Below are 20,971 nucleotides of genomic sequence, written 5' to 3'. Positions count from 1 at the left end.
AATACACTTTCTTATAATACATATTTTTCAAAATAGTAAACTAAAGGAACAAATTATATTTCTAAAAAATTTATGTTTTCTTACGAAAAAGAATAATTAATGATAGTATTGATATTACAAAAATTGCTATTTTAGCTTCCAAATTAAACTTAGTAAAAATGCTTATTTCATTATTTAATGGTATACTTAAAACTGAAAAATCTTGTTTATCTATTTTTTTATTATCAAAAACTAGATTACCATTTTTATCATAAAGCTTTGTAGGGCCATTGTTAGTTAAAAATAATAAGCTTTTTTGTGATTCAATTGCTTTAAATTGATTGATAATAGAATAAACAAAAATAGCATTACTATTTGACATCCAAATAAAATTAGCTTGATTAACTAAGAACTGGGCTCCATTTTTGCTTAAATTATGCACTAAATCTTTATCAATTGAATCATAGCAAATAAATACTCCAATTTTAATCTCCTTGAAAGAAAGCGGTTTAGCTTCATTTCCATGTTCTACAATTACATCTTGCTTAGTTAATTTTAAATATAATTCTTCTAAAAAAGGGAAATAATTGCTGAAAGGAAATTCCTCTCCAATTGGCATTAAATTCAATTTAACAAAATAATTTGAAATTTTCCCATCTGGAAAAACAATAAAGGATCTTGATTCTGCCACTTTAATTCCATGTCTTATATTTTCGTTTTTTTCAATCACTGATTGAATTAAAATTGGTTTGCTTGATAATTTTGCGAGTGAAAAAATATCCGACATTTTCTCTGGAAATGCTCCAAACTGATAATATATAGCACTTTCTGGAATAATTATGAGATCAATTTTTTCTGTTTCAATCTCTTTAATCAACTCTCGCAAACTTTTTCCATTTAAAAAATTCCCCCCAACATCTTTCCCATGAATTATTGAAAAATTAGGTTGAATATATCCAATATTAATCTTTTCAAGATTATTATTACTTTCTATTGAATCTGACAATTTGAAAAAAAATATTAATGCAAGAAAAATTATGTAGTGGTATAAAAACTTGTTGCTTAATAAATTTAATATTTTATTTTTATTATAAAATTTTCTTTCCAATACTATTGCCAGCAATATATTACTATAAAAAAAGACAAAAGATAACCCAATAGGACCAATGAAAGCTGCTAGTTTTCTTAAAGTACTGTCATAAAAAAATGAATAGCCAAAAAACCAAGGAGCAAGTTTGGGATAAAAGAATTCTATAGTAACAATTACAAAAATTAAACATAGTACATAAAGAAAATAAAATCTTTCATCTCGCAAATTTTTAGTAAATAGTAAAGTTGGAGAAACTAAAAGTAAATAATAAGGCAAAGAAAATAATGTAATTATGAAGTAAACAAAAAATGTTGTTAAAATATTTGTATGAAAAAAATATTTAATACTTGTGAAAACCCAAGAAAAAGCAATTATCTCTAATGTAAAAGAAAAAATCATAACTAAAATACAAAAATGAAAAATTCTTCTTTTAATTTCTTTTATTTTTTCAAGCCTGAACAACTCTAAAAATAATGGAGAAAGACAAAAGTAATTTAAAACTCTAATAATGTCTGGAAAGATTTCTAAAGGATAGAAACTAGTTGAAAATAATAAGGCACTTAAAATTACCCAAAAAAGAGATTTAGCTCTTGGAAACATGAAGTTTTCTTGAGCTAAATTTTTATCATTGCCGCTATTTTGCTTTAAATTATGGGATACCAGCAAAAGTATTCATTCCCCAAACTTCTACAGCAACAGGATTTGTAAACTTAGTTAAAACCTGACTATCAACCCGACAAATTTTACTAGTTGAATAATCTTTTGCGCTTTTCCCTGATTTCCAAACGAAATCTGTTGCTTTGATATTAATAAAGTTCTTAGTATAAATTGTCATATTTCCCGTACTCTGACTTTTACCTTCTGCACTACATGTTAGTATTGCAAGTGCTTGATTAGGATCTATTTTAACTGTTGGTATTTGATTTAAGTTCACAACCAACCCATCATTCGTTACAATTTTAACTAAAATAGTATCATAAGCTTGTAATTGAGTTGGAGTTAAAAACCCTTCAGAACTTGCAGATTGATCTGATTTTATTGTTCGAGCTATGATTTTTGAATCTACTACTATTTTTCTTACATCTTCATCCATAGGTTTATAAATAGAACCTGGGGTAAATATATTGGATACATCATTTAAACATTTATCAATATTATCATAGCAAACATCAATAATTGAAATTAATTTAGTAAATGTATTATTCATATTTACTAAATTACTCAATATCATATCTTTTTCACCTTTAGCTAATAAATTTGCTTTGTAATTATCACTATTAGCCAAATTAAGAACATAAAAATAGTTACTCATTTGTAAGCTTGTTTTTGTTCTAATTTCATTTTTAAGATCAACATTTGCATTTAATTTATTAGCAATATCTTGAGAAACAAATTTTTCTTTATCAAAAATTGGTAGTTCTGCATAAGATGAAATTTGGCTAGTTGATAAAACATACTTAGAATCTTCAGGCTTTTTTTCTAAAGCTTTTAAATCATCTTCGCTAAATTGGGCAGGGTACTTAACTGCAATATAATCATTGATAGTCGAAAATAGATCTGAACACCCTTTTTCATTTGCTAAGTTGCATGAAAGTCCATTTTTTAAAGCATTCGGTAACTTAGTACTATCTCCGCCCACTTGCATTGCATAAATAGTTAAATTTGTATTTGCTCTTGTTGTTTGGTTCACATTGCCAAACATCGCTTTGAAATCAAAAGATGCTGTCAAACCTGGGACATCTGGAATTGGAATTTTTCCACCAAGCCCAAAGCTTAAGTCAAAAGAGTTTTTCGTAGCTGTATTTGCAAAAGCAAACTTTAATGCAAAATATAAATTAGATTCTGCTGATTGCTCAGTTATCACTCCGTCACCACAAAGAACTGCAAACTGATTTGTAGTTAATTTTAAATAATCAGGATTAATAACATAGTTAGCTGTACTCTTATCAGCGATATCCATTTGTCTTGTACCTGCAATATTTTTAATTACCATCAACATATTTGTTGTATAGCTACTAAAATTGAATGCACTTGATATTCCAAATCCAAGACTTGTGTTTACTCCAGGCAAACTATCTAATAACCCTCCTAAAAAACCGGAGATTCCCCCTCCGCCTCCACTTTCGCCTTTTCCACCACCACCACCACCAAAACTTAATCCAACTGATCTAGAAAAGCTAAAATTGTTATTATTAAATAATGTTTCCAATGAATCTACTTTATCAAATTTTGTTACATTTTGTCTTTTAGGTGTGAATTTTGCAGCTACATTACCTAAACAAAATCCTTTTGTATTCATCGCAAGTAAAGAATTGTAACCTTTGCCTAAATATGGATCCATTGCGCCTGCAAGTTTTTTAATATTTTCACTAGCATCTGAGGATTGTTTAACAGTGATATCACCAGAAGCACCACCGCTTGATCCACTACCACCAGAACCTCCTCCTTGTGCACATCCATATAAAACACTTAGAACACATAAAGTAACAAAATAGGTACCTAACTTTGATTTAAGCACATTTGCCTCCTAAATAAATTAAGAATGTTTCTTCATTCTTAAGCAAAATTTATTCGGCTCTTTTTCTTATATTATTATTACTTTTTTTAGTTTTTTAATGAATATTATAATTACAGAAAACTATTGAAGATTTTAGTTTTTAACAAGATCTGAATTTTTCCTTTTATAACTCCGCTTTTGTCTTTGCTTAAGCTTTTCAAACATTTGTTTTTTTTCTTCTAAATCAATGAAATCAGGACATGTTTTATTTTCCATTAAAGAAAGAGTAAAAATATCTAGAAATTCATTACTGATATTTGGTATCAGACTAAGAATTTTTACAATTTTTGAAAATTTTAATCCATTATTATCGCGACAATAGCCTTCTATAAAAAGCCTTCTATCTTCTCTATCAACATGGGCAAATGCTGATACCAATACTTGTTCATTGCTTGAAAGATTACTTGCTCTAACCTGAGGTGGCTCATTCACTAAGTATCCAACAAAATCAGAAATTTTTTTACTACCATTTAAATCAGCAAATTTTTTAATGTATGAGATAGCATTTGCTATTCTATCTTCTTCACCATCTTCAACCCGTTTATATTGTTGTTGAGAACAACCTAGTTTTATTCCCATCTGCGCTTGAGTAAGCCTATTAGTTGCTCTAAAATTAATAAGAAAATGAGAAAGCTGCTTTTTTATTTCTTCACGTTGATGCTCAAAAAACTCTTTATCCGCATCAAAATCAGATACTTCTTGGTTTAACAGATCTGAATCGTTATATTTTTTTTTTGCCAAGTTATCCTCCTCTAGGTATAAGTTAACAAAGTAAGTTGGAAAATAAACTAAAAATTCACAAAAGCAAGTTATTTTATAAAAAAATGTTCAAAAAATCTTTTTCTAGCTAGCATAAAAGATAAAAAATTCTAAAAAGATTACCAAAAAAATATAAAATTTGTTGAAATATTTGATATAATAGTTTTTTAATAGATTTATTATATTTGATCATCAATTAACTATTTTATTAGAAATTGACTTCACAATCTAAAAAATATATGTAATGTCTATCAATTCTTAGCGTTTACGCATAGGATATTGCTACAAGATATTAGCTCGTTTTGCCTAAAAATTTTGAATTAGTTAAAGTCACAATTATGCGAAAAAAAGTTATTCTATTTTTATCTGTAATACTTTCTGGCAACATACTTCTCCTTACTTATTATGGCTTAGCAATAAAAAGCAAAGAAGAAAAAATAAATTTTTTACTTTCAGAGCATAAAATTAAAAATAATGAATATGCCGACAAAAATTTAAGCATTTCTAGCAGTAACTATATTTCAGTACTAGAATATTACTTAATAAATACATACACTATCATATTTCTATTTTTAATTAATATTTTCATTTTATTATATATAGCAAAAAATTTAGAATTAACAAAGAATAAGCAAGAAAATCTTACTTATTTAGACGAAAAAAGCAGTATTATCAAGTTGTTTAAGAAATTTCTGTCCCATGACATACGTAAACCATTTAACTTATCAAAAATGCTTATTTCTGCCATAAAAGAAGATAAACCAAAACTATTCATTGAAAATGTAAGTAATGAAGTAGAAAAAAGTATAAAAAAAATCGAAGATTTTTGTGACAGCTATCTGGTTTACTGCAACTCTATAGACATTCAATCTTCCGATATCTTTCTGCAAGATTTAGATAATTTTTTAAAAGAAAACTTAAAAGAAGAAAAAAGCATTGTTTTTAAAAAAAATGAACTTGAAAATATAAAAGTAAAAATTAATTCTGTTTATTTAGGAAGAGCTATTAAATCATTACTATCATTTTTAAAGGCTCAAACTGTACAGTATCATTTTTATTTATCAACTAATTCAGGAAAAAATATAAACTCTTTTATCAATATTACGCTCCCATTAGTAGGAAAAGAGTCTATGTCTGTCACTGAATATTTCAAAAATAGTTATATGCAAGATTTTGAATTTCAAATAATTCAATCACTATTTCAAAAAAATAATTGCCAGTTAATTATAAGTTTAAATGATGAAAGAATAGATTTCAATATTTTTTTACCAAATTCTTAGCAATAGAAGGAAAGAAAAATGGTTAATGTTGCAGTAATAGATGATGAAGAATTTTATATAAATATATGGAAATCAAGCTTAGAAAATAGCTGTAGCTCATATTACTTCAATGACCCAGATGAATTTCTCGAAAAATACTTAGATAATTTAAATTTTTTCGATTTCATTATTGCAGATGTAATGTACGGTAGTAGAAATATATTAAAAATTAATTTCTCTAAAATTTTAAGAAAACACAAATACACAAAAGATATTATACTATACTCTAATTATAAGCAAAATTTTATAGACCTTGAAAATTCTCACTACTACGATTTATCTTTAGCTAAAGACAATAGCTATTCACTTGATGAATTAAAAAGTTTATTATTAACAAACAGAATTCGCTGGAAAGAAAGACTTGTAAAACAAGGAATAAAACCAGTTATTAATTAATATCACCTGCGGTATAGTAAGTATTGCATTTAAATTTAGGAACCAGCAAATAAATTTCACCGTTTTGTTTTGTTTTTCCTGCAATTTCACCCGCATCTTCTCCTTCTCCCCAAAAAACATCTATTCTACCAGGGCCTTTAATGGCTCCACCAGTATCATGCACAAATGCAAGTTGAGAAAATTTCTCATTAGTTTCTTTCTTTGAATTTGTACTTGGATATGGAAAATCTAATAGCATCAAAGAACCCGCGGGAAAATATCTTTGGTCTGCAGCAATACTTCTTTCAGAAACCAATTTAACACTAATGTTCCCATATGGTCCTTCATTTTCCAAATTAAAAAAAACATAAGACTTATTAAAATTTAATATTCTTTGTTCTTCTTTAGGATTATCTTTTAACCACTTTTTGATAGCTTGCATTGAAACATTTTCTTTGGTCAAAGCTCCTTCTTTAACAAGTAAGGAACCAATCGGTTTATATTCTCTTCCATTTTGTTGTGCATAATGAATATATTTTTTTGAGCCATCAGAAAATGTTAATAAACCAGATCCTTGTATTTCAATAAAAAATAAATCTGTTTTATTATTTACCCAAGCAATTTCAAGTTCTTTATTTTGCAGTTTCTTTTTCTCCATTATTTCCTCTCTAGACCAATAAGGGAATAATCTATTTTTATTAATTCTACCACGTATTATTTTCCCCTTTAAATCAGGATAAAAATCTTCTAAATGCACACTTACAAGATCTGCAGGAGTTTTATAAACTGGTACATTAAATTTATTTGTTTTTACTTCACTTGCATTAGCATAAGGGATATAATATCCAGTATAAAGAACATTATAATTATCTTTATTTTTAACTTTATAAATGTCAAAATATTTTTTTACTAAACTTACTTCAAGACTATTTTTTTCTTTTAGTTCTTCTTGAAAATAATTGATTGTACAAATATAGTCGCTAGTTTTAAATGCTATATTTCCATAGTTAAAGTTGCTATCATTTTTTTTCCTACTAAGCCATTTTAAATTTGAATCTATCGCTAAAAGAAAGTTTTCATATTTACTTCTTTCTTCTAGTAAGGTTACATTATCCCAATTAATTTTAACAAAACTATAGTTTTTTTCTTCTTTTTTAATTTCAGTAGTTTTACATGCTAGTAAGAAAAAAATCGAGACACAAAACAGGACAAAAAAATACTTAATCTTCATAAAGAACTCATGTATAAAAAATAATAATGTGTAGAATGTTCCTGAGAAACCGAGAAGCTCTTAATTTCTTACTAGAAGTAGGAACTATCAAAAAAATAGAACAATCATTATACAAATGTTTCTAGTATTTGCAATGATTTTTAAATATATGATATTATTGTTTATTTATTTATTGTTAAATTTTTAAAACTAAAAAGAGGTGACTATGCTGTCTGTTTACTTAGGTCTTTTTGGGCTTTTAGGAGTATTTAGTAGATTTTACATTGGAAAAATTTTTCAAAAATATTTTAACTATACTTTTCCTTTTGATATTCTTACAATTAATGTTTTAGGTGCTTTTTTAATAGGTATTATATACACTCTTCCCCTTGAAAAGTACCAATTAAGTTCAGAACTTAAAACAGGCATTATGATTGGTTTTTTAGGGGGGTTCACTACATTTTCCTCTTACTGTTTAGATACTTTCAAATTAATTTCTGCAGGTAAAATTCTCCAAGCATTTTTGTATTTTACTGTAAGTCCCGTTTTAGGGCTAATTGTAACTTTTTTGGGTATTTACGTAACAAAAAAATTTTTTTGACTCTAAAATTTTCTTCCTCTTACTAAGAAAGGTTAAACTCTAGTCATATTTCAAAAGCAAAGGAAATGGGTATTATGCTTAAAAAAAGTATATTAGTTATTTTAATTTTAATAAGTTTATTTTTGATTTATGTGGCAATTATTCCTGGAGATTATTTGATTAAAAGAGAAATTGAAATAAATCAATCGACAGAAAAAATTTTTCCATATATAGCAAGTGTAAAATTAGCTGATGAATGGATGCCCTGGAAAGAACAAGATCCAAACTTAAAAATGACATATCAAGGTCCAGAACGGGGAGTAGGGGCAACTTCTATTTGGGAAAGTAGCGGAAATATGGGACAAGGAAAAGCTGAAGTGGTTGAAGAAATTCTAAATGAAAAAGTTAAAACTAAAATTACTTATACAAAACCTATGAATTTTGAACAAATTTCAATTTTTAAATTGACAAAAAAGAATGAAAACCAATCCATTATGGAATGGTCTGTAGAGGGAAAAAATACATTTTTAGGAAGATTAATTTGCACTCTTGGCATTATAAATATGGATAAATATGTTGGAAATGAATTTGAAAAGGGGTTAAAAAAACTAAAAGGGATGGTTGAAAAAAAGTAGATCTTTTTTCAATTTGAAATTACTGCAAAAGAATCATCCAGAGATTTCTTAGCTAGAAAAATAGCTTCTTCTAATGGAAGTTCAGAAATTTCTATATCCCAAGGTTCAACAGCAACAGGCCCTAAATATCCTTTTTGTTTTAAAATAGTCAAAAATCCTTTCACATCATTTACCCCTGTTTGTAAAGGTAATTTTCTTTTAAACTCAGGCATATTAAAACTACTATAACCAATTAATCCATCATTCAATTCAAGATATAAAATACTTTGTATATCCAAATGCTGCAAATCTAGTAGTGCAGCACCACTATGCTGCCAGTGATGAATATCCAGTTTAAATCCTGCATAATCATAAATATCAGAAGCGCTTATTAAACTTCTAACTCCATCAATTGTATGAATAAAATCGAATTTTGAATTTATTCTTGTTTCTGCAGGTCCAATAAATTCGAACGCAATTTTAATATTATGATCAACTAAAATATTCTTTAATGTATTTAATCTCTGCATATATAAACGAAAATTTTTATCAAAATTTAGTTTTTCAGAAAAAGGTGGTATATATTTTAGTGCTAAAAAACAACCAATTTTTTCAGCCATTTTTGCTTGCTGTTTAAATCTTTTTAATGATTCTGTATATTCTAATTCAGTTCCTTCTAATTTTACTGTTAAATGAAATGATACAGGTTTTAATTCAAATTCATTCAAGAAAAATTTCATCTCAGTTGCTGAATATTTTGGATATTCGAGATCAATATTTATCCCTTTAAAACCATGTTTTTTTGCTAATTTGCAAGATTGATAAAAATCTAATTCCTCATGCCCTAAATTTGAACTCATTTTACTATTGTTAGCATCATGATCTTTTGTAATATTTAATACTGTATACATAACTTTCCTTTTCAAAAATTTCACCTAATATTTTTTTTAATATTTATTATTTAGTAAAAATTTATCTAAAACCTTTTTAACAGTATTTATATTTACAGTAACTAAATAATCTCCTTCTGGATTATAACACTTTCCAATCTTTTCTAGTAATACAAAGCGTAATTCTCTACCAGTTTTTTTATTATCTTTAATCATTGCATCAATTAATCGTTCTGTAGTAATTTCATTTGGAAGTTTTTCTTTATGGCCTAATTTATTTTCAATTATGTCATAATGTAATTCAACCTCTTCTCTTTTTAATAACCCAATTTCAAATGAAAGTTCTGCTGCTATTCTCATTCCAAAAGACACTGCATCACCATGAATCATTTTTCCTTGCAATAACCATTCAATGCCATGACCAAAAGTATGTCCATATTCTAAAATAATTCCATAATTTTTTTCAGAAGGATCATCTCTTATTATTTTTAATTTAGATTTTATTATCTTAAGAGCTAAATCGTAAGTATTAATAACATTTTTTGGATCATCATAACTCAAATAATTGTGCAAATATGTAAAAAAATCTTTGTCAGAAATAAAGCCATTTTTTATTCCTTCTACAATTCCAGATCTTCTAGCAGCTTTTGGTTCAGTGATTAAGTATTGAGTGTCTGCAAAAATATATAATGGAGCATGATATAATCCAAAATGGTTTTTTCCAGTTTTTCCATTTACTGCTTGCTTGTTACTTAGAGTGCTGTCTGTTTGCCCAGTAAAAGTTGTTGGAATTTCTATAAAACGAATACCTCTAAATAACAAACCAGCAGTGAGGCCCACCAAATTACCCACTCCCCCTCCGCCAAATGCTAGAAGAATAGATTTTTTCGATACATTCTGCTCAATTAAATTTTCGCAGAGTTCTTCTAAATTTTTGAAGTATTTGTTTTGCTCGCCAGCTAAAAGTAACTTCAATGATATATTTGGAAAATTGAGTTTAAGCTTTTCGAATAACTTTTCTCCATAAAGTTTAAAAACTGATTCTTCAGTAAGGAAAAACAATTTATCAAACTGACAATTAGCTAGTTTACTTATGAGCATTTCTTCAATTTGATAGCCAAAGAAAAAAGGAGTTGGTTTTTCTAATTCAGTACTTAACTCAACAACAGGCATAATACTCATAGGTTCTCACTTTTCTAATAAAAGAAATATAAAATTTTAAAACAAAAATCCTAATTGATAATAAGAATCATTATGATATGAAGTCAATGCCTCGGCTAAATTTATCAATTTTTTTCAGAACTAATCACGAAGATATAAAATATATTTATATCTTAAAGGGTTTCTCCTAAATCAAGTTTATTATTGACTGTTACTGTACTAAAATTTTCTTAGAAATTTGATAATTCTTTTACTATGAAATTTTTTCCTAGAAGAATTTGACGTTTGTTAATAATTTAAAGAATTAATGGAAAATTTTTATTATATTCTAAAATGTAAAGAAAAAAGGAAATTCCTAATGGAGAAAAAACTATTTTTATTTTTTGTTACATTATTTATTTATTTTCCGTCAACTTATTCTAATGAGTTAGAAACAATAAATATTGATTATATAATAAGGCCTCCATATTTTATTTCCGCAAATAATGATGGAGAATTATCAGACGGAGAAATATATCGCATTGTAACAAAAATATTCAAAAATACGAATATTCCTTTTGAATTTAAAAAAGTTCCCTTTATCAGAACTTATCAAACTATTAAGGAAAATAAAATTAAAGTTTGTTCACCTTCTTCCTTCAAAACTAAAGAGAGAGAAGAATTTGCCATTTTTTCAAAATCTATTTTTCAAGATAAAAAGACCGTAATTATTTATAGATTTGATAATGATATTATCAGTAAATTTAATAAAACTGATGATTTTTTAAAACAAAATGATTTAAAGTTGCTAGTAAAAATTGGATTTAGTTACGGCACATTTATTGATGAAAAAGTTTTGAAATTTAAAAAAATATCTTTGGCAGAAACAAAATCACAAGAAGCAGAAAATGTTACTTTTACTTCTAGTGATAATAATTTAATGTTGGAAGATATTTTAACCAGGAAAGCTGATTACATGTTTATCGGAAGGAATGAGGCTGAATATCTATTAAATGTAAATTCTGAATTTAATAAAAAGCTGAAAATTAAAGATTTAATAGATGTACCCAATGGGGAAAAGCGTTACATGATGTGTTCTAAAATTGTCGGAAATGAAATCATAGAAAAAATAAACAAGGAAATAGATAAATTAGTGAAATAAAAAATCCCGCTTTTTAGCGGGATTTAATGGTGGAGGTGCCGGGGATCGAACCCGGGTCCGGACAGGCATCGCAATTGGCGGCCACATGCTTCTTCTTTCTTTGAATCTTACTTAACAGCCGAGGAAAGACACCCTACTGCATAAGCCAGCTCGATTAATAGGTTAAACTAACTACGAACAGAAGCTAGAAATAACCCGCACGTAAATTAACAGCGAACAAAGATGCACGTGCTGCCACACCCTAGTCACTGGCTCTGTGCTTAATTAGGCAGCGAGAGCTAAGTTAGTATTTTTGCCACTTCTGGCTGCCACAACGTTTTGAAGAGGCGCTGTAACCAACCCCTGCATGCTCCTTTCACTCAACTCTTTCCGTCGAAACCAGTTCACCCCCAAAAAGAACCTGACATGCTCTTGAAGAACATAGCATTATGCTATTTTACACCTTTAAGCAAGATCATGTTTATCCTTTAAAAGCTGCTAAGATCAGTTTTGAAAAGTTCCAAAAATTTTCACTATATTCGTAATCAAGTAAAGCATAACCTATTTTTTCTGTATTTTTATTGTCATGAAACCAGGGAGGAGTTGGAGTTATTTTAAAGGGAGCTTTTATTACAGATTTTTCTACATTTTCTAGAAAATATCCATTATGAACAACTCCAATACCTGATTTTATATTTTCCAATGAACTGTTTGGAAATGCTCCCCATGTAGTCGAACAAAGTGCGTAAACTAAAGCAGACCAACAATTAACTGCAATTGCTCCATATTGTAAATTTTGCAGAGCAAGACTAAATTCAGTTTTAAATATTTTTTCTGTCAGAGGATCGATTACAAGCGAACAACTTAAAGTACCCCAAACTTTTTCGTTACAAAAATCAACAGATTTTTGCAGAAATTCAGGAATATTCTTTGCAGAAATAAAAGTCTCGCACAAAACTCCGCAAAAAGCTTCATGATTTAAGGCAAAGTCATGATTTGAAATATTAGGAATAAATGTCCAAGGAATACAGTTGGGTTTATTCTCTCCTATTATTTCTGCCTGAGGATAATGTTTTAAAAAGCTTGAATATCTCTGCCAAGCGCCTGGATAATAAGCCTTCCTTGCTCTTGCAATAGTGAGTTCATTTTTTAAATATTTTAGAAAAAGATCTCTTTGTTGCCAACCTTGGCAAGTGACTAACAACTTAGCTGCATTACAATTAAAACTTGCATTATTTGTTACTGCACTTGCAATTTGCTTTGCATGATAAATTAATTCTTCATCACTCCAAACCCCAGGTACTATGATGAATGGAGTCACGCATCCCAATTCTGAAGTTATTTTTTTGTTACACTTAAATTGCTGAGATAGTTTCTTTTTTTGAATTTCCTCAAAAGATCCATTTCCCCAAACAATTTTATCATGAGTGATATGTGAACCAGTAATATGAATATTATCAACAAGTGAATGATTACAAAGAAATTCTCCTAATTCTTCTCCACCCTTTGTAAAAGCTAAAAATTCATCTCTGATAAGACTTGAAAAAACTTTATTAAAGATTTCATATAAATAATCATTTACTGGGTTTAGTTTTACGATACAAATATTTCCTTCGAAAAATAATTTATATAAAATATCTAATGGAGCTATACTTGATACATTCCCTGCTCCTAATATTAAACTTAATTCTCCTAATTTATTACCTTTTTTAAAAGATTCACCTTGTAATAAAGGTTTATTCTTTTCTAGCCAAACATCAGCTGAAAATCCTTTCCAAAGAATTTTTTCTTGGAAATTTTCTGGCATAACTTTGACAGATATTTGTTCATTATCGTTTGTTTTTACTTTTAATAAGGGTGGTTTTCCATTATATTTTAGTGCAGTTAAATAAAACTTTATTTGCCGCATCACAATAACAGGTCCTGCTAATAATTCTTGACCTATCGTGTTTGAATCTAAATTTCCTTCTTTAGCTTTACAACAGTTTTCAGCCCATTGCTTAGCATTTAGCAGTAAATTATCTTGAATTTGTTCTAAATAATTAATTTTATGTTGAAGAGAAAGATGAAGCCATTTTTGCTTATTTTGCGAAAGAATTTGAAGTATCTTTTCTGTTTTTATATTGATCGACATAGTTTCATACCCTTATGAATTTAAAAAATGGACTTGACTATTTACATATCACAATATAATTCGTTATAGTTACCAGGTTGGCCAAAACTCTTATTAGGTTCTTTATTTAAACTGGAGTTGGTGGCAGCTTTTTTTTAGTTTTAACTTTTTTCCTATAAATTAATTGGAGAATTATCATGGCACTTAAGTCCCTCCCTCTTTTTGCAATTTCAGCTGTTTTGCTTTCTGGTTGTACAAGCACTTGTGGATCAAAAGAAGCAGCACCTGCGGCTGACGCTAGCGCACCTGCAGCTGCACCAGCTGATGCAAACGCACCTGCAGCTCCTGCTGATGCAAATGCACCTGCAGCTCCTGCGGCCGATGCAACTGCTCAAGCACCTGCGGCTCCTGCTGAAGCTCCTGCAGCTCCTGCTGAAGCTCCTGCGGCTCCTGCTGAAGCTCCTGCTAAGTAATTTAGCAATATTAATAAAAAAAAGCTGGTTTTCAAAACCAGCTTTTTTTTAAATTAAATAGTAACTTTATTTTCCACCCAATTTCTTATTTCAGTTAATTCAGCTTCCAGTTTTTGAGAAATTCTAATTTCCATAAATTGTTTAAAGAGTTCATCAATTATATTCGCTAACAATTGAATGGATAAAACTCTTTGGGTAATATGGGCTTGTGAATCAGCTTCGGAAATTACTGGTAAGCGAACATTTCGCAGCGATAAATCTTCCCCTACCAATGAAAAACTCCACTGACGTTGTGAGTCCTGTAAAATAAATTTTGCTTCATGTACCAATTTTCCTGTACCTAGCGCACTTCCTGCTTCAAATGCATAAGCAGGAGTTCCTCCTTTTAAACTATTTTCTCGCACAGAACCATTTGAACTACTTAATACAATTTTATCATCAATATACAAATGAAAAGAACCAAAATTACCAATATTTAATTTATGATTTTGAGTTTCTGTTTTAAACCAAAGCCAAGTTAAAAACTCTCTTCCTAAAAAGGAGCGGTTTGTTTGTAAGAATCTTAACTCATCGTAAATGGTTTCAGAAGACATAAAAAGCTCCAAAGAAAAAAACACCCTTTTGCGTTTTTAATACAGATACACTAATACTGTAAAAGTTGTTCGGCAATAACAATCTTGAGGATTTAAATGATGAACTCTGACAACAAAATTTTTGCAACCGCCAAGAAATGTTCTCAACTTGCATCAAAAATGTGTCTTGAGTTTAAGCATGGTGTTGACTCTCAAACTTTGAAAAAAGATAAAACTTGGGTAACCGAAGCAGATAAAAACATTGAAGCTGAATTGCGAAAAATAATTTTTGAAAATCATCCTGACCATTCTATTCTTGGTGAAGAGCAAGGCGGTTCTGTAAATTGTGAAAAAGACGCTTATACTTGGATACTCGATCCTATTGATGGAACTTTTAGTTTCGTCCATAATATTCCCTTTTACTCTTCCTTGATTGCGGTATTAAAAGAAGGAAAACCTATTATAGGATTTGCTGCTTTACCCGCATTAAATATTACGATGAGTGCGATGAAAGGTTCTGGGGTCTTTATCAATGATGAGCCCTATTCGCGTAATAAATTAGTAGGTAACCCATTGATAGAATTAATAGCTACAGCTGATCCTTATAGGTTTTACTTAGAAAATAAAGGTGAATTTATTCAAGAGTTATACAGTGATAATTATAAAACTAGAACATATCCAGATGCATTAGGTTATTATCTCTTATTGAATGGTTCTATTAAAGCTTTTATTGATCCTAAAGTTGAAATTTGGGATGTAGCGCCTTTTCATGTCATACTGCCAGAAGCTGGTTTTGCCATCCACAATTGGGAAGGGAATGCTATTTTACAAAAAGGAAACAGTATAGCTTATCCTATTGATACGCAAAATTTGCCTATTAATTGTTCAAATATAGTTGAACTCGCAAAAAGATTTGCTTAGAATATTATTTATAATCTACTTTTATTTTAATAATCTGAATAAGTCGTTATGCTAGGAGCTCTTGTTTATGAAAAAAATAAAAATACTTTATTTTAAAGCAATGAATCTTAGCCTCATCTTATTATTTTGCGGTTGTGTTAGTTTTCAAAACCAAGATATAATATTAGAAAAAAGTAACAAAGATACACCTCTTTGGACTTACAGTGAAGATAAAAACTTTAATACAAATGAAAATATCTTTTTAGTTTATAAAAAAAGTGATATTTATAATCTTTACTTAGGATTAAAACAAGCCCAGGCTGCTGCTACTTTACAAACGTCTTATTTAATAATGCAGAAGATACAAACAGATTTATTAAATAAATTAAATGAATTTACAAAGAAAAATTCTATAAAAAATGAATCTATTTTATCTGAATTATCGCAAAAAATTAAAGAGAATAGATTAACAATCCGTTCTCAGCCAGCCAATCCTAAAGAAATCTATTGGGAATATCGTCAACGGGATACTGACAACGGACCAGAAAGATTTTATATAGTATGGGTTTTGCTAACGATTCCGAAACTTGATTACGAATCTGCTTTACTTAACACAGCGCGTAATTTAATAAAATCGGAACAAAAAGATATAGTTGATCTTGGACAGAACATTTTACAACAAATCAGTCCAAGGTAAACGCAACTTTGTAATCTACGAATTAAGGTGAATTATGGATAAAGCTTCCAAATGGCTCGTTATTACTGAAAAACCATCAGTAGCTGGAGATCTCGCTAAAGCATTAGGTGGATTTGAGAAAAAAAGCGACCATTATGAATCGCAACAATACTATATCACCTGGGCAGTCGGGCATTTACTAGAATTGCTCGAACCAGAAGAACTAGATCCAAAGTACAAACGTTGGTTGTTACAAGATTTACCTATCTTACCAAATGAATTTCAGTACAAACCCAAAAAAGGCCAAACAGAACGTCTGCAACATATAAAAAGTTTAGCGAAAAAAAATGATGTTATGGGTCTTATAAATGCATGTGATGCCGGCAGAGAAGGTGAACTTATATTCCGTGAAATTTATGATTTTTGTGAGCAAAATAAGCCTTCAAAAAGATTATGGCTTCAAAGTATGACTCCCGAAGCTATTCGAAACGGCTTTAAAGTTATGAAACGTGGCAGCGAATACGATAACCTTGGTGACGCTGCCCGTTGTAGAGCTGAAAGTGATTGGCTTATAGGAATGAATGCGACTAGAGCCGTAACGAAACGATTAAAATCTAGAAATACAAAAGGTGTTTGGTCCGTTGGTAGAGTACAAACTCCAACTTTAGCTCTAATTGCGAAAAGAGAATTAGATCATCTGAAACATCGTCCACAACCTTATTTTACATTGGAAGGACGTTTTTCTACTGTCACACATGAATATTCTGGTGCTTGGTTTGACCCAAACTTTAAAAAGCCAAACTTGGATGAAGACGATCTTATTCATTACGTTGAAAAAGAAGACAGAATATTTTCGCAAGATAAATTAGATGATATCTTAAAAGATTTTGAAAAACATAGAAAACAAGCTACTGCTTCTGAAGTGCGGAAAGAATCCAAAGAAATTGCTCCACAACTGTTTGATCTCACTTTATTGCAACGTGAAGCCAATCGAAAATTAGGCATGTCGGCATCAAGAACGTTACAAGCAGCGCAAAGATTGTATGAAAAACACAAATTGTTAACTTATCCTAGAACTGATTCGCGTTACCTTCCTGAAGATTATGTAGAAAACGTAACAAATGTGATCAAAGAGTTTTCTGCTGTCCCGACAGAATTTACAAAAGCCTGTAAAACAATTATGAAAACAGGATTATTAAATAAAGATAGAATATTTAATAATAAATTTGTTTCCGATCACTTTGCAATTATCCCAACAGGACAATTACCAACTGAAAAATTAGACGGTGATGACGCACGTATCTACAATTTAGTTTTAAAACGTTTTCTTGCAGCCTTTATGACCCATGCTATTTGGGCAAAAGTTGAAAGAATTACTAAAGTTGGAGAACAACATTTTCGGACTCGAGTTCAAGATTTACAAGAACCAGGTTGGAGAGAAGTTTATGGTTTGGATACTGAAGAAGAAAGTAAATTGCCTAAATTAAATGAAAAAAATCCAGAGGCCGTTACACCAGTTCAAACAGAAGAAATATCTCCACTTCAAAATGCAACTAAACCTCCAGCCCGCTTGACTGAAGCAAAGCTTCTTTCCTTGATGGAGCATTGTGGTAAATCTATTGCAGATGAAGAAATTGCTGAAGTATTAAAAGATAAAGGGATTGGAACACCTGCTACTCGCGCAGAAGTTATCGAGAATTTAATTGTTAAAGAATACGTAAATAGAACAGGAAAATCATTAAGAGCAACTTCCAAAGGAATTCGACTTGTTGATGTTCTTAGCCGTATTCCAATAGATATGCTCTCAAAGGTAGAGTTAACCGGTGAAATTGAATATGATCTTCGCAAAATGGAAAAAGGTTTGAAAAAAAGATCTGAATTTATGCAAGAAATGTTTGATTTTACCTCATCAGTTGTAGAAAAAACAAGAACATTTGAATACGACGCTATTTATAAAAATGATCCAACCCTAGGTAGATGTCCGGTTTGCAAAAATGGTAAAGTTTTTGAAGGCTTTTGGGGTTACAAATGTAACTTAGCTGTCAATACAAAAGAAAAAGAAGAGAATGAATGTAACTTTATTATTTGGAAAGAAAAAAACCATCGTTATATAGATAGAAGTTTGGTTGAAGAAGTTTTAACAAGTAAAATTGCCGGACCATTTGAGTTTAGCAACTCAACAGGCACCTCTTTTCATGAAGAATATTTAACAATTTCCCCAGTAAAAGGGATTATTTTTTGTGAACAAGATGGGACCCCGAAAGAGTCCTTAACTGGTTATGATATAGTTGTCTTGCATGAAGAATATCTACCAGAAACTTTCTTAAAAAAACCGGGCACAATAAAAGTAACAGAAACGGCATACATGTGTGAATTTGGCGCAGTTGATCAAACGTTAAAGCCAGAATCTACAGATAATGCTCAGGAATCTGATAATCCACCAAAGAAAACTCGAAAAAAGGCTGCTCCTAAAAAACCAGCAAAACCTAAAAAAGTTAAAAAGCTGATTTCAAGAATGCCGCGAATTTTATGTGGAAAAGAAATGACTTTGGATGATTATAAGTCATTTCTAATCACAGGCTCAACTCCTCCTATTGTAGACTTTAAGTCGAAAAAAGGTCGTCCATTTGCTGCCGCATTGCACTTAAAAGAGAATGGAAATTTTGAATTTAAGTTTGTTTCTAGAAAAGCTTTACTGGGAGAAGATACTTCTACGGCTCCGAAGAAGGCTCCTAAAAAGGCTAGTAATAAAGCAAAAGTAGTTAAAAAGACTAAGAAAAGTGCTGAAGAAGCAACTGAATAACCTACTTGTTTCAGTACTTCATTCAAAGGGCAAAAGTTGTAAATCCTCAAAGCCCTTGCTTGACTTTTAAACGATAACATAATATTTGCTTCATTCACGATTGTGGCAGGGTAGCTCAGCTGGTTAGAGCGGAGGTCTCATAATCCTCAGGTCGGTGGTTCAAGTCCACTCCTTGTCACCATAAATCTCTTAACTTTCTCTACTTACAACTTAAAAATTAGTTTTAAATAATAATAGTGGAGTGAATTAAAAAAGCTCACCCAATATTTGCATTCCTTCTTTTATTTCGGCTGATTTTAAATTAGCAAAAAATAACCGAATGTGATTTCCATTACTAGAATTATTTTTATTATTACTCTCCCGACTTGTGTACTCACTTTCGTGCCCTATTAAAACCCCTTTGCGTAAAGCCTTTTTTGAGAATTCAAAACTAGAAAATCCTAAGTCCACCCAAATAGCCATTCCTCCATTTGGGTTTCTCCAAGATAAAGAAGACAGCTGCTTTTGCAAAAGTAACAAACTAGAGTTTAGAACATCTCTTCGTTCCTGATAAATTTTGCGCATACGCCGTAAATGCTTTTCAAATCCCCCAGCACGCATCCATCGCCACAATGCATCTTGCAGCAAAAGATCGTTTTGATAGCTAATGATTTTTTTTACTTTTAAAACATGCGCAAGAAGAAATGATGGAATGGCTAAAATTCCTATTCTCGCAGAAGGTGAAAAAATTTTAGAAAAGGTAGTGACATATAGAATAATGCCCGCTGGATCGTTAGCAGCCATTGGAGGTAATGGCTGTGTTTTATAATGAAACTCATGATCATAGTCATCTTCAATAATTTTAATATTATTTTTTACAGCAATTTCATAAATCTTCAATCTTCTTTCAATTGTTAAAGTAACAGTTGTTGGATACTGATGTAAAGGAGTTAGGTAGAGTAATTTTATTTTTTGTTTTTTTACTTGCTCTTCCAAATGCTCAGGAATAATACCATTTTCATCTAATTGAATAGGAATTAAATTTGCGCCAAAATTTTTAAATACCGCAAAGGCAGATTGATACCCTAATTCTTCTACAGCTACATAATCACCAGTCTTTATTAATATTTGCGCTATAATAAAAAGAGCCTCTTGCGCTCCATGAGTAACTACTAATTCTTGTGGAATAAAACCTCTTACTCTACGTAAATAAATACTAACTTGATCGAGAAAAGGATCATACCCTCTTGGCGAATCATAACTAAATAATTTTGTTCCAGCCCTTTTTATGCTTTCATTTAAATAAGAACGAAAATCATCTAAAGGAAACTCTCTAATATCAGGGCCTGCTCCTTTAAAATGATATCTAATTTTATTTTTTGTAACTAAATTTAAATTAACAGAAGGGACTTTATTTAAATCCCAATTTAATTCCGAATAATTATTTTGTGAGAATTTAATCTCGTCTTTTAATTTTTTAGATTTAAAGAAACAATTAGGTAATGTTTCAGAAACCCAATACCCTTTTCTTTGTTTCGAATGTATCCACCCTTCTACTTGTAACTCTTCAAATCCAGCTAAGATTGTATTTTTATGAATTCCAAGCATTTTTGAAAATGTTCTACTTGCAGGTAATTTTTCACCTGCTTTTAAAACTCCAATTCTTATTGCATTTTTTATGCTTTCAGCAAAATTCAGATAACAGCAACGATTTGTATTTGCTAGTTGAAGAGAAAATTCTTTCACTGGTCTAAGCCTTTCTTTAAAACTGGTCCTTAACATTAGACCAGTTTAACTTAAA

The 20,971-nt window shown here is 29.9% G+C and carries 18 protein-coding genes, 1 tRNA gene and 1 other RNA gene; 10 read left to right on the top strand and 10 right to left on the bottom strand.

What is annotated here, in order from left to right; genetic code table 11:
• Positions 1-70 precede the first annotated feature (70 nt).
• The 3 genes from lnt to QEJ31_RS08780 all read right to left on the bottom strand — a co-directional run bounded on the left by lnt (position 71) and on the right by QEJ31_RS08780 (position 4,367).
• Positions 71-1,735: an apolipoprotein N-acyltransferase gene (gene lnt / locus QEJ31_RS08790; protein WP_280589418.1), complete on the bottom strand. Its 1,665-nt coding sequence runs from the start codon at positions 1,733-1,735 to the stop codon at positions 71-73.
• Positions 1,719-3,587 carry a hypothetical protein gene (locus tag QEJ31_RS08785; RefSeq protein WP_280589417.1) on the bottom strand — a complete coding sequence of 623 codons (1,869 nt, stop codon included), beginning with the start codon at positions 3,585-3,587 and terminating at the stop codon, positions 1,719-1,721. The genes lnt and QEJ31_RS08785 overlap by 17 nt, the downstream gene beginning before the upstream one ends.
• A 132-nt stretch (positions 3,588-3,719) precedes the next feature.
• Positions 3,720-4,367 carry a helix-turn-helix transcriptional regulator gene (locus QEJ31_RS08780; protein WP_280589416.1) on the bottom strand — a complete coding sequence of 216 codons (648 nt, stop codon included), beginning with the start codon at positions 4,365-4,367 and terminating at the stop codon, positions 3,720-3,722.
• A 356-nt stretch (positions 4,368-4,723) separates the two neighbouring features.
• On the opposite strand from QEJ31_RS08780, the gene QEJ31_RS08775 reads away from it, so the two are divergent.
• On the top strand, positions 4,724-5,665 hold the full coding sequence (locus tag QEJ31_RS08775) for a hypothetical protein (RefSeq protein WP_280589414.1): 942 nt from the start codon (positions 4,724-4,726) through the stop codon (positions 5,663-5,665).
• An 18-nt stretch (positions 5,666-5,683) separates the two neighbouring features.
• Positions 5,684-6,100 carry a hypothetical protein gene (locus QEJ31_RS08770; protein WP_280589413.1) on the top strand — a complete coding sequence of 139 codons (417 nt, stop codon included), beginning with the start codon at positions 5,684-5,686 and terminating at the stop codon, positions 6,098-6,100.
• On the opposite strand, the gene QEJ31_RS08765 is transcribed toward QEJ31_RS08770, so the two are convergent.
• Positions 6,093-7,310, bottom strand: a complete 1,218-nt coding sequence (locus QEJ31_RS08765) for an MltA domain-containing protein (protein WP_280589411.1) — start codon at positions 7,308-7,310, stop codon at positions 6,093-6,095. The genes QEJ31_RS08770 and QEJ31_RS08765 overlap by 8 nt on opposite strands.
• A 205-nt stretch (positions 7,311-7,515) precedes the next feature.
• On the opposite strand from QEJ31_RS08765, the gene QEJ31_RS08760 reads away from it, so the two are divergent.
• Together QEJ31_RS08760 and QEJ31_RS08755 are read left to right on the top strand one after the other, a co-directional pair.
• Entirely contained in the window at positions 7,516-7,890 is a 375-nt protein-coding gene (locus tag QEJ31_RS08760) for a CrcB family protein (protein WP_280589409.1), read from the top strand.
• A gap of 74 nt (positions 7,891-7,964) precedes the next feature.
• Positions 7,965-8,504, top strand: coding sequence for an SRPBCC family protein (locus tag QEJ31_RS08755; RefSeq protein WP_280589407.1), 540 nt, complete (start codon positions 7,965-7,967; stop codon positions 8,502-8,504).
• Between the two features lie 8 nt (positions 8,505-8,512).
• Here QEJ31_RS08755 and QEJ31_RS08750 read toward each other — a convergent pair whose 3' ends face one another.
• Together QEJ31_RS08750 and QEJ31_RS08745 are read right to left on the bottom strand one after the other, a co-directional pair.
• Positions 8,513-9,394 carry a TIM barrel protein gene (locus QEJ31_RS08750; RefSeq protein WP_280589405.1) on the bottom strand — a complete coding sequence of 294 codons (882 nt, stop codon included), beginning with the start codon at positions 9,392-9,394 and terminating at the stop codon, positions 8,513-8,515.
• A 36-nt stretch (positions 9,395-9,430) separates the two neighbouring features.
• The gene (locus QEJ31_RS08745) at positions 9,431-10,555 is read right to left on the bottom strand and encodes a hypothetical protein (protein WP_280589404.1); all 1,125 of its coding nucleotides are present in this window, start codon (positions 10,553-10,555) and stop codon (positions 9,431-9,433) included.
• A 337-nt stretch (positions 10,556-10,892) separates the two neighbouring features.
• On the opposite strand from QEJ31_RS08745, the gene QEJ31_RS08740 reads away from it, so the two are divergent.
• Positions 10,893-11,675 (top strand): transporter substrate-binding domain-containing protein, encoded by a 783-nt coding sequence (locus tag QEJ31_RS08740; protein ID WP_280589402.1) that lies wholly within the window; start codon positions 10,893-10,895, stop codon positions 11,673-11,675.
• 27 nt (positions 11,676-11,702) lie between these two features.
• Here QEJ31_RS08740 and ssrA read toward each other — a convergent pair.
• Positions 11,703-12,066: a transfer-messenger RNA gene (ssrA, locus tag QEJ31_RS08735) on the bottom strand.
• Between the two features lie 69 nt (positions 12,067-12,135).
• A complete protein-coding gene (locus QEJ31_RS08730) occupies positions 12,136-13,788 on the bottom strand; it encodes a hypothetical protein (protein ID WP_280589400.1) in 1,653 nt (550 codons plus the stop codon).
• A 176-nt stretch (positions 13,789-13,964) separates the two neighbouring features.
• On the opposite strand from QEJ31_RS08730, the gene QEJ31_RS08725 reads away from it, so the two are divergent.
• The gene (locus QEJ31_RS08725; RefSeq protein WP_280589399.1) at positions 13,965-14,240 is read left to right on the top strand and encodes a hypothetical protein; all 276 of its coding nucleotides are present in this window, start codon (positions 13,965-13,967) and stop codon (positions 14,238-14,240) included.
• Between the two features lie 53 nt (positions 14,241-14,293).
• On the opposite strand, the gene QEJ31_RS08720 is transcribed toward QEJ31_RS08725, so the two are convergent.
• Positions 14,294-14,833 (bottom strand): hypothetical protein, encoded by a 540-nt coding sequence (locus tag QEJ31_RS08720; protein ID WP_280589398.1) that lies wholly within the window; start codon positions 14,831-14,833, stop codon positions 14,294-14,296.
• A gap of 99 nt (positions 14,834-14,932) precedes the next feature.
• Here QEJ31_RS08720 and QEJ31_RS08715 point away from each other — a divergent pair, with 99 nt between their 5' ends.
• The 4 genes from QEJ31_RS08715 to QEJ31_RS08700 all read left to right on the top strand — a co-directional run bounded on the left by QEJ31_RS08715 (position 14,933) and on the right by QEJ31_RS08700 (position 19,372).
• Positions 14,933-15,733: an inositol monophosphatase gene (locus QEJ31_RS08715; RefSeq protein ID WP_280589397.1), complete on the top strand. Its 801-nt coding sequence runs from the start codon at positions 14,933-14,935 to the stop codon at positions 15,731-15,733.
• 67 nt (positions 15,734-15,800) lie between these two features.
• Complete coding sequence (locus QEJ31_RS08710) at positions 15,801-16,409, top strand: hypothetical protein (RefSeq protein ID WP_280589396.1); 609 nt, start codon at positions 15,801-15,803, stop codon at positions 16,407-16,409.
• Between the two features lie 34 nt (positions 16,410-16,443).
• A complete protein-coding gene (locus QEJ31_RS08705; RefSeq protein WP_280589395.1) occupies positions 16,444-19,191 on the top strand; it encodes a DNA topoisomerase 3 in 2,748 nt (915 codons plus the stop codon).
• 104 nt (positions 19,192-19,295) lie between these two features.
• A tRNA-Met gene (locus QEJ31_RS08700) sits at positions 19,296-19,372 on the top strand.
• Positions 19,373-19,437: 65 nt separating this feature from the next.
• Here QEJ31_RS08700 and QEJ31_RS08695 read toward each other — a convergent pair.
• The gene (locus QEJ31_RS08695; protein ID WP_280589393.1) at positions 19,438-20,916 is read right to left on the bottom strand and encodes a PLP-dependent aminotransferase family protein; all 1,479 of its coding nucleotides are present in this window, start codon (positions 20,914-20,916) and stop codon (positions 19,438-19,440) included.
• Positions 20,917-20,971 lie beyond the last annotated feature (55 nt).

Source organism: Pigmentibacter sp. JX0631 (assembly GCF_029873255.1).
Classification (GTDB): domain Bacteria; phylum Bdellovibrionota_B; class Oligoflexia; order Silvanigrellales; family Silvanigrellaceae; genus Silvanigrella.
This window is presented reverse-complemented; position numbering and strand designations above follow the sequence as displayed.

Coding starts and splice junctions, on each gene's coding strand:
- QEJ31_RS08720 (WP_280589398.1), bottom strand. CDS start 14,833: ATGTCTTCTGAAACCATTTACGATGAGTTAAGATTCTTACAAACAAAC.
- QEJ31_RS08710 (WP_280589396.1), top strand. CDS start 15,801: ATGAAAAAAATAAAAATACTTTATTTTAAAGCAATGAATCTTAGCCTC.
- QEJ31_RS08760 (WP_280589409.1), top strand. CDS start 7,516: ATGCTGTCTGTTTACTTAGGTCTTTTTGGGCTTTTAGGAGTATTTAGT.
- QEJ31_RS08775 (WP_280589414.1), top strand. CDS start 4,724: ATGCGAAAAAAAGTTATTCTATTTTTATCTGTAATACTTTCTGGCAAC.
- QEJ31_RS08750 (WP_280589405.1), bottom strand. CDS start 9,394: ATGTATACAGTATTAAATATTACAAAAGATCATGATGCTAACAATAGT.
- QEJ31_RS08725 (WP_280589399.1), top strand. CDS start 13,965: ATGGCACTTAAGTCCCTCCCTCTTTTTGCAATTTCAGCTGTTTTGCTT.
- QEJ31_RS08765 (WP_280589411.1), bottom strand. CDS start 7,310: ATGAAGATTAAGTATTTTTTTGTCCTGTTTTGTGTCTCGATTTTTTTC.
- QEJ31_RS08755 (WP_280589407.1), top strand. CDS start 7,965: ATGCTTAAAAAAAGTATATTAGTTATTTTAATTTTAATAAGTTTATTT.
- QEJ31_RS08715 (WP_280589397.1), top strand. CDS start 14,933: ATGAACTCTGACAACAAAATTTTTGCAACCGCCAAGAAATGTTCTCAA.
- QEJ31_RS08745 (WP_280589404.1), bottom strand. CDS start 10,555: ATGAGTATTATGCCTGTTGTTGAGTTAAGTACTGAATTAGAAAAACCA.
- QEJ31_RS08705 (WP_280589395.1), top strand. CDS start 16,444: ATGGATAAAGCTTCCAAATGGCTCGTTATTACTGAAAAACCATCAGTA.
- QEJ31_RS08730 (WP_280589400.1), bottom strand. CDS start 13,788: ATGTCGATCAATATAAAAACAGAAAAGATACTTCAAATTCTTTCGCAA.
- QEJ31_RS08740 (WP_280589402.1), top strand. CDS start 10,893: ATGGAGAAAAAACTATTTTTATTTTTTGTTACATTATTTATTTATTTT.
- QEJ31_RS08770 (WP_280589413.1), top strand. CDS start 5,684: ATGGTTAATGTTGCAGTAATAGATGATGAAGAATTTTATATAAATATA.